Origin of the sequence: Conchiformibius kuhniae DSM 17694 (assembly GCF_000428785.1) — a bacterium.
Classification (GTDB): Bacteria; Pseudomonadota; Gammaproteobacteria; order Burkholderiales; family Neisseriaceae; genus Conchiformibius; species Conchiformibius kuhniae.
In genome coordinates this window covers 21,056-37,260 of the sequence record NZ_AUAP01000021.1, presented here as the reverse complement: position 1 = coordinate 37,260, position 16,205 = coordinate 21,056, and the positions used below count along the sequence as shown (strand labels likewise).

At 56.6% G+C, this 16,205-nt stretch carries 15 protein-coding genes and 1 pseudogene; 8 read left to right on the top strand and 8 right to left on the bottom strand.

The genetic code is table 11. The annotated features are described in order from the left end of the window. From G392_RS13925 to G392_RS0107335, 3 genes and pseudogenes are all read left to right on the top strand, one after another. A pseudogene (locus G392_RS13925) lies at positions 1 to 184 on the top strand (hypothetical protein); the annotation flags it as partial. Between the two features lie 205 nt (positions 185 to 389). Beyond that, positions 390 to 914: a hypothetical protein gene (locus G392_RS0107340; protein WP_027009727.1), complete on the top strand. Its 525-nt coding sequence runs from the start codon at positions 390 to 392 to the stop codon at positions 912 to 914. Between the two features lies 1 nt (position 915). Next, positions 916 to 1,140 (top strand): hypothetical protein, encoded by a 225-nt coding sequence (locus tag G392_RS0107335; RefSeq protein WP_027009726.1) that lies wholly within the window; start codon positions 916 to 918, stop codon positions 1,138 to 1,140. A gap of 179 nt (positions 1,141 to 1,319) precedes the next feature. Here the strand turns inward: G392_RS0107335 and lpxK are convergent, their stop codons facing one another. The 3 genes from lpxK to pgeF all read right to left on the bottom strand — a co-directional run bounded on the left by lpxK (position 1,320) and on the right by pgeF (position 4,075). Then, the gene (gene lpxK / locus G392_RS0107330; RefSeq protein ID WP_245571946.1) at positions 1,320 to 2,327 is read right to left on the bottom strand and encodes a tetraacyldisaccharide 4'-kinase; all 1,008 of its coding nucleotides are present in this window, start codon (positions 2,325 to 2,327) and stop codon (positions 1,320 to 1,322) included. Continuing rightward, positions 2,324 to 3,046 (bottom strand): MORN repeat-containing protein, encoded by a 723-nt coding sequence (locus tag G392_RS0107325; protein WP_027009724.1) that lies wholly within the window; start codon positions 3,044 to 3,046, stop codon positions 2,324 to 2,326. Before G392_RS0107325 ends, lpxK begins: the two co-directional genes overlap by 4 nt. Positions 3,047 to 3,298: 252 nt before the next feature. Continuing rightward, positions 3,299 to 4,075, bottom strand: coding sequence for a peptidoglycan editing factor PgeF (pgeF, locus tag G392_RS0107320; RefSeq protein WP_027009723.1), 777 nt, complete (start codon positions 4,073 to 4,075; stop codon positions 3,299 to 3,301). Between the two features lie 91 nt (positions 4,076 to 4,166). Between pgeF and G392_RS0107315 the strand changes: the two genes are divergently transcribed. Together G392_RS0107315 and G392_RS0107310 are read left to right on the top strand one after the other, a co-directional pair. Beyond that, positions 4,167 to 4,817, top strand: a complete 651-nt coding sequence (locus tag G392_RS0107315) for a fumarylacetoacetate hydrolase family protein (RefSeq protein ID WP_342663306.1) — start codon at positions 4,167 to 4,169, stop codon at positions 4,815 to 4,817. A gap of 36 nt (positions 4,818 to 4,853) precedes the next feature. Next, the gene (locus G392_RS0107310) at positions 4,854 to 6,119 is read left to right on the top strand and encodes a glutamate-5-semialdehyde dehydrogenase (RefSeq protein ID WP_051255631.1); all 1,266 of its coding nucleotides are present in this window, start codon (positions 4,854 to 4,856) and stop codon (positions 6,117 to 6,119) included. Between the two features lie 85 nt (positions 6,120 to 6,204). On the opposite strand, the gene G392_RS13280 is transcribed toward G392_RS0107310, so the two are convergent. The 3 genes from G392_RS13280 to G392_RS0107285 all read right to left on the bottom strand — a co-directional run bounded on the left by G392_RS13280 (position 6,205) and on the right by G392_RS0107285 (position 9,623). Next, on the bottom strand, positions 6,205 to 7,542 hold the full coding sequence (locus tag G392_RS13280; protein ID WP_084165946.1) for a transferrin-binding protein-like solute binding protein: 1,338 nt from the start codon (positions 7,540 to 7,542) through the stop codon (positions 6,205 to 6,207). 437 nt (positions 7,543 to 7,979) lie between these two features. Beyond that, complete coding sequence (locus G392_RS0107290) at positions 7,980 to 9,335, bottom strand: PFL family protein (RefSeq protein WP_027009718.1); 1,356 nt, start codon at positions 9,333 to 9,335, stop codon at positions 7,980 to 7,982. 15 nt (positions 9,336 to 9,350) lie between these two features. Beyond that, complete coding sequence (locus G392_RS0107285) at positions 9,351 to 9,623, bottom strand: ACT domain-containing protein (protein ID WP_027009717.1); 273 nt, start codon at positions 9,621 to 9,623, stop codon at positions 9,351 to 9,353. A 91-nt stretch (positions 9,624 to 9,714) separates the two neighbouring features. Here G392_RS0107285 and uvrA point away from each other — a divergent pair, with 91 nt between their 5' ends. From uvrA to tsf, 3 genes are all read left to right on the top strand, one after another. Then, entirely contained in the window at positions 9,715 to 12,537 is a 2,823-nt protein-coding gene (gene uvrA / locus G392_RS0107280; protein ID WP_034334715.1) for an excinuclease ABC subunit UvrA, read from the top strand. Between the two features lie 184 nt (positions 12,538 to 12,721). Next, positions 12,722 to 13,453: a 30S ribosomal protein S2 gene (rpsB, locus tag G392_RS0107275; RefSeq protein WP_027009715.1), complete on the top strand. Its 732-nt coding sequence runs from the start codon at positions 12,722 to 12,724 to the stop codon at positions 13,451 to 13,453. An 84-nt stretch (positions 13,454 to 13,537) separates the two neighbouring features. Further along, on the top strand, positions 13,538 to 14,392 hold the full coding sequence (gene tsf, locus G392_RS0107270) for a translation elongation factor Ts (protein WP_027009714.1): 855 nt from the start codon (positions 13,538 to 13,540) through the stop codon (positions 14,390 to 14,392). Positions 14,393 to 14,630: 238 nt separating this feature from the next. On the opposite strand, the gene G392_RS0107265 is transcribed toward tsf, so the two are convergent. After that, on the bottom strand, positions 14,631 to 15,806 hold the full coding sequence (locus tag G392_RS0107265; protein ID WP_027009713.1) for a phosphoglycerate kinase: 1,176 nt from the start codon (positions 15,804 to 15,806) through the stop codon (positions 14,631 to 14,633). Then, positions 15,803 to 16,168 carry a hypothetical protein gene (locus G392_RS12410; protein ID WP_034334714.1) on the bottom strand — a complete coding sequence of 122 codons (366 nt, stop codon included), beginning with the start codon at positions 16,166 to 16,168 and terminating at the stop codon, positions 15,803 to 15,805. Before G392_RS12410 ends, G392_RS0107265 begins: the two co-directional genes overlap by 4 nt. Between the last annotated feature and the right edge of the window lie 37 nt (positions 16,169 to 16,205).

Here is a 16,205-nt window from a genome sequence, read left to right as displayed (position 1 = left end):
CGTGTCAAAGAAATACAACCCTGATATTGCCGCCCAATACGCCCGTCTGCTGCAAAGGCAAAAAACGCCGATGCAGGCATTGGGCGCGGCGATGCGTAAATTGGTACATATTTGCTTTGGCGTATTGAAGCATCAAACGGTTTATCAGTCCCGTCAGTTGGAAATTTCTGCTACGGGAGCTTGACTGGAAAGATGGTATCTACACCTGCTTCGATTTGGATTCCCGCCTGCACGGGAATGACAGTACAGAGATTTTTCGGTCAATTGATGACACGCCCTAAACCCGAAGCCGTTTTGCCCGACACGAAAAGTGGTTTGGCACTGTTGCGGGCGTGGACAAGCTGTTTGGGCAATTGTAAAATGGCTGTTTTACGGCAGCAATATGCAGCATGGTTGCAAATTGCGCGGATTGTTTTTTATCAGGCAGCCGCAACGGCGGGCAGAAGGAAATGCGTATGGACGCAGCACCGAAAAAAAGCATCAAAGCCAAAATTTGGGCGGGCATCAGCGTGGTGCTGACCACCATTGTCGGTATTGTGGTTGCCAGTGCCACCAATATTTTGACGGGCTTGGGCAAAGATACGGCAAACGATTTGATAAAAAAACAACTCAATACCAGCCCCGCCGTGCAAGATGTGGCGGGTAAAACCTTATCAAACCAATCGCTTGCCGAAAAGTGGCAACAGCAGCAACTGGACGAAACGCACATCGCGCAGTTGGACAAGGCGTATGAAGCGTGCCGCGATGCGGTGAACCGTTCCGAAGTGGATTTGGGCGACCCTTTGGCGGTGTATGAAGAAACGGTGCGTTGTTTGGCGGTGGACGAAGGGCAGGGCAAGGTGTTGCGTGTGCTTGCCGAAAGCCAGCCCGAATTGGCAGAGGTTTTGAACAAATTACAACCACAGGAGCAATGATATGGCTTGGAAAATCGGCTTTTTGGGGGTGGCGGTGCTGCTGGCGGGCTGTGCTGCGGACGGTAGCGGCGGACAATCGGACGGGTGCGCCGCTTATGAAAAACAGGCAGCGCAATGCCGCGAATACAACAGCCGTTATCACGGTTTGGACTACGAGCGCAAAATGGCGGCGTGTTTGAAAGCGCGTGGTTTTCCCCATCGCAAAAAACAATATTGCGGCAAGTAAAATCAATTATTTGCCTGATATGGTTGATTAAAATCGCAATGATACGGCGTTGCCAGCGCTCTTATGTACCAACCGTACACGGCGGGCGTTGCTGCCTTGTCTTATATATTTGGCGCAGTGTGCCGCAAAATCTGTTCGGATTTTGCGGCATTTTTGCGGGTGGGGCAACGGTTTGGCAGTCAGTTGATGACACGCGCCAACACAAACGCCGCCAAATCGGGGGTGATTTCGGCGCGGACGGGCAGCACCCACACGTTTTCGGGGCAGTCGGGCGGCAGTTTCACCGCGTCTTTTTCGGTAACGAACACATAATCGGCAGACGGCAGCGCGGCGGGATTGAGCGCGGCATGGTCGGGCAGCACCTGTGTTTGCGAAATTGGAAAACCCATTTGTTTCAAGGTGTTGAAAAAACGCTCGGGGCGGGCGATGGCGCAGGCGGCGGCGCAAACGGCGTTGTCGGGCGGCGCGGACAGCATCTCGGCGGGGCGGCGGAAACGGTAGGGCGCGGCGGGGCGCAGTTGCGCGGCGAAAACGTTTGCAGGCAGCCCGAAAACCGTTTCGGGAATGCCGTATTCCGCTTGCGAAAACACCAGCGCATCAACCGTTTGCAAACGCGAAAGCGGTTCGCGCAATGCGCCGTTGGGCAGCAGCTTGGGGCGGCGGGCGGCATCGGCGGCGGGATAAACGGCGATTTCCACATCGCGGTGCAGGGCGTAATGTTGCAGCCCGTCATCACTGATAATGATTTGAATATCGGGAAATTTTGCCAGCAAGGCGCGTGCGGCATCAGCGCGGCGGGCGGACACGGCAACGGCGGCGCGGGTTTGGCGGTAGAGCAGTAGGGGTTCATCGCCCGCTTGGGCGGCGGTGCTGCTGTCGTTCAAAACATGGGTGTCGCGCAGGCTGCGCCCGTAGCCGCGACTGACGATGCCGACTTTCACGCCGCGCCGCATCAGCGCATCGGCGAGCGCGGCGGTAATCGGCGTTTTGCCGGTGCCGCCCGCGTGCAGATTGCCGACCACCACCACAGGAACGGACAGTTTTTCTGTTTTCAGCCAGCCTGCGCGGTAAAGCGTGCGCCGCAGCCAAGCCGCCGCGCCGAACAGCCAAGACGCGGGCGAGAGCAAAACATTCAAAACGGCACTCGGCTGCTGCCAATGGCGGGCGAGCGGGTGTTCGGGTTTCACCGGCGTTTCGCGCATTGGGCGGCGGTGGCGCAGGGCGCGATAAAGTTGCCGTTTTCAAACCAACCGCGCAACACATAATCATCGCCCTGCCATTTGCCTTGCGTGCGTTGTTTGGCGTTCAGGCGTTGTAACATCTTACTGTCTTTATGCAGAGTCATCGTACCGAAGCCTTGCGGTTTGGCATCGTGGAACACGCCGGAATAGCGGACACGGTTATCTTCACTGGAAGAAAACCATTCTCCTTGCCGCAAAGAGCCGTTTTCCCATTGTCCGTGCAGTACGTCTTTCTGCAGTAAACCAATCATGGTTCCCAAGCCGTGCGGCTGGTCATGACGAAATTCGCCCGTATAGAAACCGCCGGGAAATTCCATGATGCCGATGCCGTGTTTGAGGCTGTCGCGAAACTCGCCCCGATAGGTATTACGGCTCACACCAAGCGCAATTTGCGTTTGTATTTTGCCGATGCCTTGCAATTTGCCGTTCTGCCAAGACCCGCTTAACTCGGTTTCGCCCACTCCAAGATGATTGCGAAAACGCAGCACGCCTTCGCCTTCGGCAAAACCCGCCGCATTGCACGCGCCCTGCCATTCGGCGGTATCATTGGAGTACGGATTGGGATTGTGGACTTTGCAACCGTTCGGTTGGGTGGTGGTGTACACGTCTTCGGCAAACGCGCCCGCCGATGCGAATGCGAGAACCATCATCAGATGTTTCAACATTTTGTTTTCCTTGATTTCAAAAAATGGTGCGGACGGGCGGCGTTTGGTACGCGCCCTTAAGGTGTATCATCATTTAAATTTTACACTGAAAATCAGTGCAATATAAAAAAATCCGTCATTCCCGCGAATGCGGGAATCCACCTCCCGATGCTTGGCAAGCCATGTTTTATCAAGGTTTCCCGTGTTTCGACTTGGCTTCCCGCCTGCGCGGGCATGACGGTGCGGCGTTTTTTCGGCTAATTGATGGCACGCCTAGCGTTCCAGCCAAATGGCGCTCACCATTCTGCCTGTTTGGCGGTCGCGGCGGTAGGAATAAAACCGTTCGCGCTCCAATACGGTGCAGTGCCCGCCGCCAAAGATTTGGGTAACGCCTTCGCGGTAGAGGGCTTGGCGTGCCAGCAGGCAGATGTCTGCCAGATATTTGCCGCCGCCGATGGCGCGGAAGGCATCTTGTGCTTTGCGGTCGGCTTGGCAGAATGCGTCCCAAACGTCTTGCCCGACTTCAAAGGCTTCCGCACCGATGGCGGGCCCCAGCCATGCCATGATTTCCATCGGGGCAACTTTCATCGCCGCCACCGTGTTTGCCAACACGCCGTCTGCCAGCCCGCGCCAGCCCGCGTGTGCCGCCGCCACCACCGTGCCGGCACGGTCGCAAAACAAGACGGGCAGGCAGTCGGCGGTCATCACCGCGCAGGCCGCGCTGCCGGTGTCGTCCACTGCCGCATCGGCATCGGCGGGGGCGTTCAGGCTGTCGGCGGCGCGTACCACCGTGTTGCCGTGTACTTGGTTCAGATAGGCGAGCGGCAGGGGAATGTGCGCCTGTACGATGGCGCGGTTTTGCGCGACGTGTTCGGGACGGTCGCCAACGTGCGCCCCCACGTTCAAAGAAGCAAACGCGCCTTCGCTGACCCCGCCCGTGCGGGTGGTGATGAGGGTGCGGACGTGTGCGGGTGCGGGCCAGTTTGCCCGCAGTTGTGCCGAGCGCGGTTCGGGCAAGTTCAGTGTTGCCGTCAGGTTTTTGTCGAACATGGTGTGCCGTCCTTTCAATTGACATCTGCCCAATGGGCGGGTAAATTTACCACAAATCGCTTTTTCCCGCATGGGCAAGAATGGGGCTTTGATGAATCTTGTTTTGGATAATCAATCTGTTGTGGCGAACACATTGTTTTGTGTCGGGCGCAATTATGCCGCGCACGCTGCCGAGTTGGGCAATGCCGTTCCCGCCGAACCGATGATTTTTCTCAAGCCAAACAGCAGCTTGGCTTTTGACGGCGACACGGTGCGTTTGCCCGCGTTCAGCCGCAGCGTGCATTACGAAACCGAGCTTTTGCTCTTGGTCGGGCGCGATGCGGACGAGCTGCCGCCCGAAAATGCTTTGGACGCGGTGGCGGGCTACGGCGTGGGTTTGGATTTGACGGCACGCGATGTGCAAAGTGCCGCCAAAAGCGCGGGTGCGCCATGGACGAAAGCGAAAGGCTTTAAAGGCGCGGCGTGCGTGTCGCGCTTTGCCGCGCTCGCCCCCGAACGGGCGGCGGCGGGGCTGGCATTTGAAATGCGCCTGAACGGTGCGCCGCGCCAGCACGGCAACAGTGCCGACATGGTGTTTTCTTTGGCGCGGCTGCTGTGTTTTTTGGCGGAAACCTATGGTCTGCGGCGCGGCGATGTGGTGTTTACCGGCACGCCGGCGGGGGTGGGCGAATTGCGCGGCGGTGATGCGGCGGAAGTCGCTTTACCCGAAGCAGGCGTGTCGGCGCGTTTTGTGTTTGCGTAAATCATTTTGTTTGACAAAGGAAAATAAGGAATCCCCATGCAACCGTCTCCTGCTTGTGCCGAATTGTCGGCTGCCGCCCGCGCCGCCAAACAGGCATTTCACACATTGGCATCTGCGTCTTCACGGCAGAAAAACGATTTTTTGAGCTGTTTGGCAGAGCGCATCGCCCGCAATCGCGGCAGCATTCTCGCCGCCAATGCCGAAGACCTTGCCGCCGCCCGCAACAAAGGCACGGGCGAAGCCCTGCTCGACCGCTTGAGCCTCGACCAAAAACGCCTGAACGCCATTTGCGAAAGCCTGCGCCAAATCGCCGAATTGCCCGACCCCGTTGGCGAAATGGACGGCTTCGTTACCCGCCCCAACGGTTTGCAAATTGGCAAAATGCGCGTGCCTTTGGGCGTGGTCGGCATGATTTACGAAGCGCGTCCGAATGTTACGGTGGACGCGGCGGCTTTGTGCCTGAAATCGGGCAACGCCTGCATCTTGCGCGGCGGCAGCGAAGCGCTGCACAGCAACACTGCTTTGGCGGCACACGTCCGCGCCGCGCTGCGCGATTGCGGGCTGCCCGACAGTGCCGTGCATTTTGTTGCCAGCCCCGACCGCGACGTGGTCGGCGCGATGTTGGCGGCGGAAGGCTTGATTGACGTGATTATCCCGCGCGGCGGCAAAAGCTTGGTGGCGCGGGTGGCGGCGGAGGCGAAAGTGCCCGTTATCAAGCATTTGGACGGCATCTGCCACGTTTATTTGGACGAATTTGCCGATGCGGAAAAAGCCGTTGCCATCGCCTTTAACGCCAAAACCTCGCGCTACGGAACGTGCAACACCATGGAAACCCTGCTGGTTCACGCCGCCCGCGCCGCCGAGCTGCTGCCGCCCTTGGCGCAACGCTACCGCGACAAAGGCGTGGAACTGCGCGGCTGCCCGAACACACGCGCCGTGCTGCCCGACATCGCGCCCGCCGCCGAAGCCGATTGGGAAACCGAATACCTTGCCCCGATTTTGTCGGTTAAAGTGGTTGATTCGTTTGATGAAGCCGTTGCCCACATCAACCGCTACGGCAGCCGCCACACCGACAGCATCGTTACCGAAAATTACACGCTCGCCCGCCGCTTTTTGCGCGAAGTGGACAGTGCCAGTGTGATGGTGAATGCGTCCACGCGTTTTGCCGATGGTTTTGAATACGGTTTGGGCGCGGAAATCGGCATTTCCACCGACAAAATCCATGTGCGCGGGCCTGTGGGCTTGCACGGGCTGACCACGCAAAAATGGGTGGTGTTGGGGGACGGGCAAGTGCGCGTGTGATTTTGCGGGCTGCTTGAAATCAAAAAACACCGCAAACGTTCCACCCGTTTGCGGTGTTGTTGATGCCTATGGCAAAAACGGCTGATTATTTAATAAATTTCTCCAAATCCGCACCTGTCCAGCCATAGTTTTTCGGGTCGATTTTCTTGGCGCCGAATGCACCCATCATGCCGGTCGTAGTCATCTCGCCATCAACTGAAGACAAATATTCATACGGCGCACGCACAAACGTACCCGCCACTTCCGCCGCATTCGGGCCATAGAAGCCGCCTTTGATTACCGTGCCGTCAGAAGAAGTGCCTTCAAAACGGTTGCCTGTGATGTCGGCTGCCAATTTTGCTGCCAGAAAGCCGTCATCATACCCTTTACCCGTAGTGGCCATCAGACCTTCTAATTTCTTACTGCCAAAGTCCACATCAATATCCACCGTACCCATAGTTGTGTAAGAACGCACTTCTCTAACTGAGAGCAGTCTGTCCCTGGTATGGATTCCTTCAGCCGATTCCAGCCTGTGAAGCACTGGCGCGAAGCCCACATATTTCGCCTTGCCCGCTACGGGCATATTGGTGGTGGCATCGCCGTGTGCGAAAGCATAGCGTTGTTGGGTGGATTTCAAGCCGAGCCTGTCTTTGTCGTCCATATCCACCAATCCGAACACCGAATATTGCAAGCTCTTGCCAACCGCAAGGTTGTTTTTATAAAACACGCCTGTTCCAAGAAGCGGGGCGATAACATTGTATGTGGCCTCAGCAGTAAGACCTGTATCAACATCTTTTGCAGGCCACACATCGGGCAGCAGCGCAACTTTCACGCCGTTGATGCTGATGTGTTCGTAATCCGTGCCGGACGACAAATCGCTGTCGCTGCGCTTGAATTTGGTATCCACGCCGACCACGTTGCCGCTTACCGAGCCGGAAAGCGGTGCGCCCGGACGCGGTAATGTGCTTGGGTCTTCAAGATGTTTTGGATTGATAACGACATAAGTGGCGTTAATTGGCAGTCCCCCTGGCGTTCTCGCCGTTACGACCACGCCGTCCGAATAATTGGCGTTGGCAGCGCCTGCTGTGGAATTGGGTGGTGTAGCCGGTTGCGTGCCTGTGCTGCCGCCGCCGGCGGGGTTGCCCGAGGTATTGCCGGTGTTCGGCGGTGTTGTGCCGGTGTTGTTGCCTGTAGATGGCTGGCTACCGCCCGTTGCCGCGCTGCCTGAAGACGTGCCGCCCGCCGCTTGGCTGCCCGAACTGCCTGTGTTGTTGGCAGACGAAGAACCGCCCGCATTGCTGCCTGTTGCCGGCGGTACGGACGGTTGCGGTTTCGCGGTGTGCGTGCTGTGTAATTTCTTGGGCGGGTAGGTACCGGTGGCGTTGCCACAAGCGGCCAATACCAAAGCGGCGCTTACCGATAAAGTGGTTTTCAGAACGTTCATGTTGAAGCTCCTCAAAAAAGTTTTTTGAAAAGTCAATCAACTGACGGGGGTCAATCAACTGACGAGGGTCACAAAGCCGCGCCCTTGCAAGCCGCAGCTTCCGACTATGCCCAATGTTAACACAGTTTGACAACAACCAACAATTCAGAATGTGTGCGGTAAATGGTATTGTTGGCAATATGTTACAAAGCAGCAGACTGCCTAAAAAATCCCTTGGGCGTGTCATCAATTGACCGGAAAACCTCTGCACCGTCATTCCCGCGCAGGCGGGAATCCACATCAAAGCACGACAAACCTTGATAAAACATTGCTTGCCAAACATCGGGTAGTGGCTTCCCGCCTGCGCGGGAATGACGGAATTTTTGTATTGTGCTGATTCTCAGTAGAAAAATTTAATTGATGACACGCCCTTGCCCCAATCAAGGCAAGGGATTTCGTCAATTCTTCAAAGCCTGCACCGGCGCGGGAATGCGTCCGCCGCGATTGACGAACACTTCGCACGAGCCGTGCTTCACAGGCATAATCGGTGCGTAGCCCAACAGCCCGCCGAACGACACGCTCTCGCCCACGTCTTTGCCGGTAACGGGGATAATCCGCACGGCGGTGGTTTTGCCGTTAATCATGCCGATGGCGGCTTCGTCCGCAATAATGCCCGCCAAAGTGGCGGCGGAAGTGTGCCCCGGAACGGCAATCATGTCCAAACCCACCGAACACACCGCCGTCATCGCTTCGAGCTTGTCCAGTGTCAAAACGCCCTGCTGCGCCGCCGCAATCATGCCCTCGTCTTCGGAAATGGGAATAAACGCGCCGCTCAAGCCGCCCACCGCACCCGATGCCATCATGCCGCCTTTTTTCACTGCATCGTTGAGCAGGGCGAGCGCGGCGGTGGTGCCGTGCGTGCCGCACACCGTCAAACCCATCGCTTCCAAAATCCGCGCCACGCTGTCGCCCACCGCAGGGGTCGGCGCGAGCGACAAATCCAAAATCCCAAACGGAATGTTCAGGCGTTTGGCGGCTTCGCGCCCGATTAACTCGCCCACACGGGTGATTTTAAACGCGGTTTTTTTCACGATTTCGGCAATCTCACCCAAATCCGCGCCCGCACAATCCGCCAACGCCGCTTGCACCACGCCCGGCCCCGACACGCCCACATTCAGCATTGCCGCGCCTTCGCCCGCGCCGTGAAACGCGCCCGCCATAAACGGATTGTCGTTCACCGCATTGCAAAACACCACGATTTTGGCGCAGCCGAAGCCTTCGGGCGTACGTTCCGCCGTGCGTTTGAGCGTTTCGCCCATCAGTTTCACCGCGTCCATATTGATGCCGGCGCGGGTGCTGCCGATATTGACCGAAGCGCACACAATATCCGTTTCCGCCATCGCTTCGGGCAGCGATTCAATCAATACGCGCCCCGATGGGGTCAAACCTTTTTGCGCCAGCGTGGCAAAACCGCCGATAAAGGAAATGCCGATGGCTTTGGCGGCTTTGTCCAGCGTTTGTGCGATGGAAACATAGCTGCCTGCGCCCGTTGCGGCGGCGATTTGGGCAATGGGCGTAACCGAAATGCGCTGATTGACAATCGGCACGCCGTATTTTGCCGACAAATCCTGCGCCGTGGGCACCAAATGTTCGGCGGTTCGGGTGATTTTGTCGTAAATTTTCTGGTTTAACGTTTTGATGTCGCTGCTGATGCAGTCGTGCAAATCCATGCCGATGGTGAGCGTGCGCACGTCAAAATGCTGGTCGGAAACCATTTTGACGGTTTCCAGAATTTCTGCGGATTGGAAACTCATTTCAGGAAGCCTTTCTCAAATGCGGTGCATGGCGTTGAACAGGGCTTCGTCCTGCAAACGGATGTCCAGCTTCAGTTCCGCGCTTTGGGCGGCGAGCAAATCCAATATTTCCTGACGGCTGCGCGGGCATTTTGCGGTGTCCACCAGAATAATCATGGTGAAAAAATCGTCCATCAGTTGTTGGCTGATGTTGATGATGTTTAATTGGTTTTCCGCCAAGATTCGGGCAACGTCGTACACGATGCCGATGCGGTCTTTGCCGATGACGGTGATTACGGAACGGGTCATGATGATGCCTTGATGCAAATGGGGCGATTATAGCAAAAGCGGGCGACTTACCCTAAAATGCGCGGTTTTCCACCGTTTACGGCAGCCCATCATGAGCGACAACGACACCATCCGCATTCGCGGCGCGCGCACCCACAATCTGAAAAACATCGATTTGGACATTCCCCGCCACAAGCTGGTGGTGGTAACGGGTTTGTCGGGAAGCGGCAAATCCAGCTTGGCGTTTGACACGCTCTACGCCGAAGGGCAGCGCCGCTATGTGGAAAGCCTGTCCGCCTATGCGCGGCAGTTTTTGCAGATGATGGACAAACCCGATGTGGATTTGATTGAAGGGCTGTCGCCCGCGATTTCCATCGAGCAAAAGTCCACCAGCCACAACCCGCGTTCCACAGTCGGCACGGTAACGGAAATCCATGATTATTTGCGGCTTTTATACGCCCGTGTCGGCACGCCGCATTGTCCCGAACACGGGCTGCCTTTGGCGGGACAAACCGTGTCGCAAATGGTCGACCACGTTTTGGGGCTGCCTGAAAACAGCCGCGTGATGATACTCGCCCCCGCCGTGCGCGGACGCAAAGGCGAATTTGTTGAATTATTTGCCGATTTGCAGGTGCAGGGTTTTGTGCGTGTGCGCGTGGACGGCGAAGTGTATGCCATTGAAGACGTGCCGAAACTGGCGAAAAACCACAAACACGATATTGATGTGGTGATAGACCGTGTCAAAGTCAAACCCGAAATCAAACAAAGGCTTGCCGAAAGTTTTGAAACCGCGCTGCGGCACGGCGGCGAACGCGCCGTAGCGGTGGAAACCGACAACGGGCAGGAACACTGGTTTTCCGCGCAATTTGCCTGCCCCGTGTGCGCCTACAGCCTGCCTGAATTGGAGCCGCGCCTGTTTTCCTTTAACAATCCGGCGGGTGCGTGTCCGAGCTGTGACGGCTTGGGCAGCATGAATTTTTTTGACCCCGAGCGCGTGGCGGCGCACCCCGAATTGTCGCTGGCGGCGGGCGCGATTGACGGCTGGGACAAGCGCAACCAGTTTTATTTTCAAATGATACAATCGCTTGCCAAATATTACGGCTTTTCCGTGGATACGCCGTTTGCCGCGCTGCCTAAAAAAATCCGCACCATCATCTTGCACGGCTCGGGCAAAGAAGTGATTGAATTTCATTACCTTTCCGAGAAAGGCACGGTGTTTGTCCGCAGCCACGCCTTTGAAGGCATCATTCCCAATCTGGAACGCCGCTACCGCGAAACCGACAGCGAAACCGTGCGCGACAAGCTGCGCGATTACCAAAGCCACCGCGCTTGTCCGCAATGCGCGGGCGCACGGCTGCGTAAAGAAGCGCGGCATGTGCTGGTGGGCGGCGTTGCCCTGCACGACATCTCGGCAATGCCGCTCGACAAAGCCCTGCATTTTTTTGAACACCTGCAACTGGACGGCAACAAACAGCAAATCGCCGAAAAAATCCTCAAAGAAATCAACGAGCGTTTGGGCTTTCTGATTAACGTGGGCTTGGATTATCTGAATTTGTCGCGCAGCGCGGAAACGCTGTCGGGCGGCGAAGCGCAGCGTATCCGCTTGGCGAGCCAAATCGGTTCGGGGCTGACGGGCGTGATGTATGTGCTGGACGAGCCGTCCATCGGGCTGCACCAGCGCGACAACGACCGTTTGTTAAGCACGCTCAAACGTTTGCGCGATTTGGGCAACAGTGTGATTGTGGTGGAACACGATGAAGACGCGATTCGCCAAGCCGATTTTGTCGTGGACATGGGCATCGGCGCGGGCGAACACGGCGGGCGCGTGATTGTGGCGGGTACGCCGCAGCAGGTTGCCGAATCCGAACAATCGGTTACGGGACAATATTTGAGCGGGCGCAAACAAATCGGGCTGCCTGAAAAACGCACGCCCGTCAATCCCGAGCGTATGCTGGTGTTGCAGGGCGCACGGGGAAATAATTTGAAAAACATTACTTTAAACCTGCCGCTCGGTTTGATTACCTGCATCACCGGCGTGTCGGGAAGCGGCAAATCCACCCTGATTAACGACACGTTGGCAAAAATCGCCGCCCGCGAACTCAACCGCGCCCACGAAGAACCCGCGCCCTATGACGATATTCGCGGTTTGGAACATTTGGACAAAATTATTAACGTGGACCAATCGCCCATCGGCCGCACGCCGCGTTCCAATCCTGCCACTTATACGGGTTTGTTCACGCCGATACGCGAACTGTTTGCGGGCGTGCCTTTGGCGCGGGAACGCGGTTACAGCGTGGGGCGGTTTTCGTTCAACGTCAAAGGCGGGCGTTGCGAAGCCTGTCAGGGCGACGGCGTGATTAAAGTGGAAATGCACTTTCTGCCCGATGTGTATGTGCCGTGCGAAGCCTGCGCGGGCAAGCGTTATAACCGCGAAACCCTTGAAGTGCAATACAAAGGCAAAAATATCAGCCAAGTGCTGGAAATGACGGTGGCGGAAGCGCGGACGTTTTTTGATGCCGTACCGACCGTGTCGCGCAAACTGCAAACGCTGATGGACGTGGGGCTGGGTTATATCCGTTTGGGGCAGTCGGCAACCACGCTGTCGGGCGGCGAAGCGCAGCGCGTGAAGCTGGCATTGGAATTGTCCAAGCGCGACACGGGGCGCACGCTGTATGTGTTGGACGAGCCGACCACGGGGCTGCATTTCGCCGACATCGCGCTGCTGTTGGAGGTGATTCAAAGGCTGAAAGGCAAGGGCAACAGCATTGTGATTATCGAGCACAATTTGGACGTGATTAAAACGGCGGATTGGATTGTGGACATGGGGCCGGAGGGCGGAGAAGGGGGCGGGCGGATTATTGCGGAAGGTGCGCCCGAGCTTGTGGCAAAAAACAAAAAAAGTTATACGGGCAAGTATCTGAAACCCATGCTGTAGTTTCGGGCGGTATTGTGCCAAGAACCCCTTGCCGCAACACGGGATTTTTGGGATAATACCGCCGCTTCCCGATTTTGGGAGCGTTTTTTATTGTCTGAAGCCCGCACATTTTGCGTTAAGGGTGCTTGCGTTTGCAGGTTCTGGCAGAATGTGTTTGCGATTAACCCTTTGTTTAGGAAAAATTATGTCTCAAGTTACCATGCGCCAGATGCTGGAAGCAGGCGTTCACTTCGGCCACCAAACCCGTTACTGGAACCCGAAAATGGCTCAATACATTTTCGGTGCGCGTAACAAAATCCACATTGTGAATTTGGAAAAAACCCTGCCCCTGTTCCAAGAAGCGCAGGAAGTAGTGCGCCGTCTGGTGGCGAATAAAGGCACGGTGTTGTTTGTCGGCACCAAGCGTCAGGCGCGTGAAATCGTGCGCGAGGAAGCCACCCGCGCAGGCATGCCTTATGTGGACCACCGTTGGCTCGGCGGCATGCTCACCAACTACAAAACCGTGAAACAATCCATCAAACGCTTGGAAGAAAAAGCGGCGGTGTTGGAAAACGCCGAAGCAAGCGGTTACAACAAAAAAGAATTGTTGGACATGACCCGCGAAGTGGAAAAGCTGGAGCGTTCTTTGGGCGGCATCAAAAACATGAAAGGTCTGCCCGATGCGATTTTCGTGATTGACACCGGCTACCAGCACGGCACGCTGGTGGAAGCCGCCAAGCTGGGCATTCCCGTGATTGCGGTGGTGGACACCAACAACAGCCCCGATTTGGTGAAACACGTTATCCCCGGCAACGACGATTCCGCCAAAGCGATTCGTCTGTACTGTCGCGGCATTGCCGATGCGGTGCTGGAAGGCAAAAACCAAGCGGTTGCCGAAACCGTTGCCGCCGCCCAAGCTGCGGCCGCCGCCGAGTAATCCGACACGCTGCCCGAACACCTTTCAGGCAGCCTGAAAACGAATTTTGCCAAGTTTGAACAACAACTTGGCGTGGAGAGAAACATGGCAGAAATTACTGCGAAAATGGTTGCCGACCTGCGCGCCGCGACAGGTTTGGGCATGATGGAATGCAAAAAAGCCTTGGTGGAAGCCGAAGGCAATATGGAAAAAGCCGAAGAAATCCTGCGCATCAAATCCGGCGCGAAAGCGGGCAAACTGGCGGGACGCACCGCCGCCGAAGGCGTGTTGGCGTATGCCGTTGAGGGCAATGCCGGCGCTTTGGTGGAAGTGAACTGCGAAACCGACTTCGTTGCCAAAGACGCGGGCTTTTTGGCATTCGCGCAATCGGTTGCGAAAACCGCCGTTGCCAAGAAACCCGCTTCTGTGGAAGAACTGGCGGCTTTGGTGGAAGAAGAGCGCAAAGCGGTGATTGCCAAGCTGGGCGAAAACATTTCCGTGCGCCGTTTCCAAGTGATTGAAACCGCAAACAGTTTGACTGCCTACATTCACGGCGCGGCGGCGACCGAAGGCGTGTTGGTGGAATTCAAAGGCGCGGAAGACGTGGCGCGTAAAGTGGGCATGCACATTGTCGCCGCCAAACCGCAATGCGTTTCCGAAGACCAAGTGGACGCGGAAACCGTTGAAAAAGAACGCCATATCTACACCCAACAAGCCATCGAGTCCGGCAAACCCGCCGAAATCGCCGCGAAAATGGTAGAAGGCCGCATCAAGAAATTCTTGGCGGAAGTTACTTTGAACGGTCAGGCGTTTGTGATGAACCCCGACCAAACCGTTGCCGAGTTTTTGAAAGCCAACGGTGCGGAAGTGGTGAGCTTCGTGCGCTATAAAGTGGGCGACGGCATTGAGAAAAAAGAAGTGGATTACGCGGCGGAAGTGGCTGCGGCTGCGAAAGTTTAAGCATTTGTTTGCATAAGGAAACTGCCTGAACACGAAATGGGTTCGGGCAGTTTTTGTTTATCGTTAATGTTCTTTTATTTTCATACGGCGTTGGCTCGCCTTGTCTGAAAAATCAATCACATCAACTATGGTTGATTAAAATCGCAACGATACGGCGTTGCCAACGCCCTTATGCACTACCCGTACACGGCGGGCGTTGTCGCCTTTTCTCGTTTTTATTTTTATCAACAACCATATATCAGACGAAACGTTGGAGTGCCGCTACGGCAGGCAGTTCTTTGCCTTCCAAAAATTCCAAAAACGCGCCGCCGCCGGTGGAAATATAGCCGATGCGGTCGGTGATGCCGAATTGCGCAATCGCCGCCAGCGTATCGCCGCCGCCCGCGATGGAAAAGCCCGCGCTGTCTGCCACCGCCTGCGCCACTGCCGCCGTGCCACCCGCAAACTGCGGAAATTCAAACACGCCCACCGGCCCGTTCCACACAATCGTCCCCGCGTTTTTCAGCAAATCCGCCAACACCGCCGCCGCTTGCGGGCCGATGTCCAAAATCATATCGTCTTCCGCCACATCGTCAATCGATTTGGTTACGGCTTCCGCATCGGCGGCAAAGGTTTTGGCGCACACCACGTCTTCGGGCAAGGGGACGATGCCGCCTTTGGCCGCCATTTTGTCGATGATTTTTTTCGCTTCGTCCGCCAAATCGGGTTCCGCCAGCGATTTGCCGACCGATTTTCCTTGCGCCAGCAAAAAGGTGTTGGCGATGCCGCCGCCGACAATCAGTTGGTCAACCTTGTCGGCAAGGCTTTCCAAAATGGTGAGTTTGGTGGACACCTTGCTGCCCGCCACAATCGCCACCATCGGACGGGCGGGCGCTTGCAGGGCTTTGCCGAGCGCGTCCAATTCCGCCGCCATCAACATGCCCGCACAGGCAAGCGGCGCGGCGGCGGCAACGGCTTCGGTGGACGCTTGGGCGCGGTGCGCCGTGCCGAAAGCATCGTTTACGAACACATCGCACAAAGCCGCGTATGCCTTGCCCAATTCGGGACAATTTTTCTTTTCGCCCACATTCACGCGCACGTTTTGCAACAAGGCCACTTCGCCCGCCGCAAGCTGCGGTTTGTGTTCGCGCCAGTCGTTCAATACCTTGATTTCCTTGCCCAACAATTTGCCCAAATGCGCGGCAACGGGAGCAACATCGTCTTCTGCTTTCAACTCGCCCTCTGTCGGACGTCCGAGATGGGTCATCACAATCACCGCCGCGCCTTGTTCCAAGCAATATTGAATCGAGGGCAGCGAAGCGCGGATGCGGGTGTCGTCCGAAATTTGCCCGTCTTTGAACGGCACGTTCAAATCGGCGCGAATCAGCACGGTTTTACCGGCGACGTTTTGTTCGGAAAGTTTTAAAAAATTCATGTTTCGGTATCCTTATTGTCGGGAGGGGGAAGCTCGGGCGGGCGGCGCGGCGCAATCGCGGGGCTGCGTGCCGCCAGCATCAGGCAGCCGCACAACACCATGCCCAGCGCAATGAGCGGGCGCGGGTCGTGCCAATGCCAATGGTGGTAGGCAAAAACCGCCGCGCCCGCATACACCAGCATCGGCGCGGCGACAACGGAATGCTTGTTGATGCCTTCCAGCACGGGCAGCAGCACGCCCGTTGCGGTCAGTGTCAGGGCGATGAGCGTGGCGGTTTGCGGAAACCAGCCCATGCTTTTCAGAAACCACAATGCGCCCGCGATAATCAGCAGCAGGGGCTGTACGGCAGAAGATTGCTTCATCAAAATTCCTTTTGGGTTTGAAAGTCTGTTGTTTGCG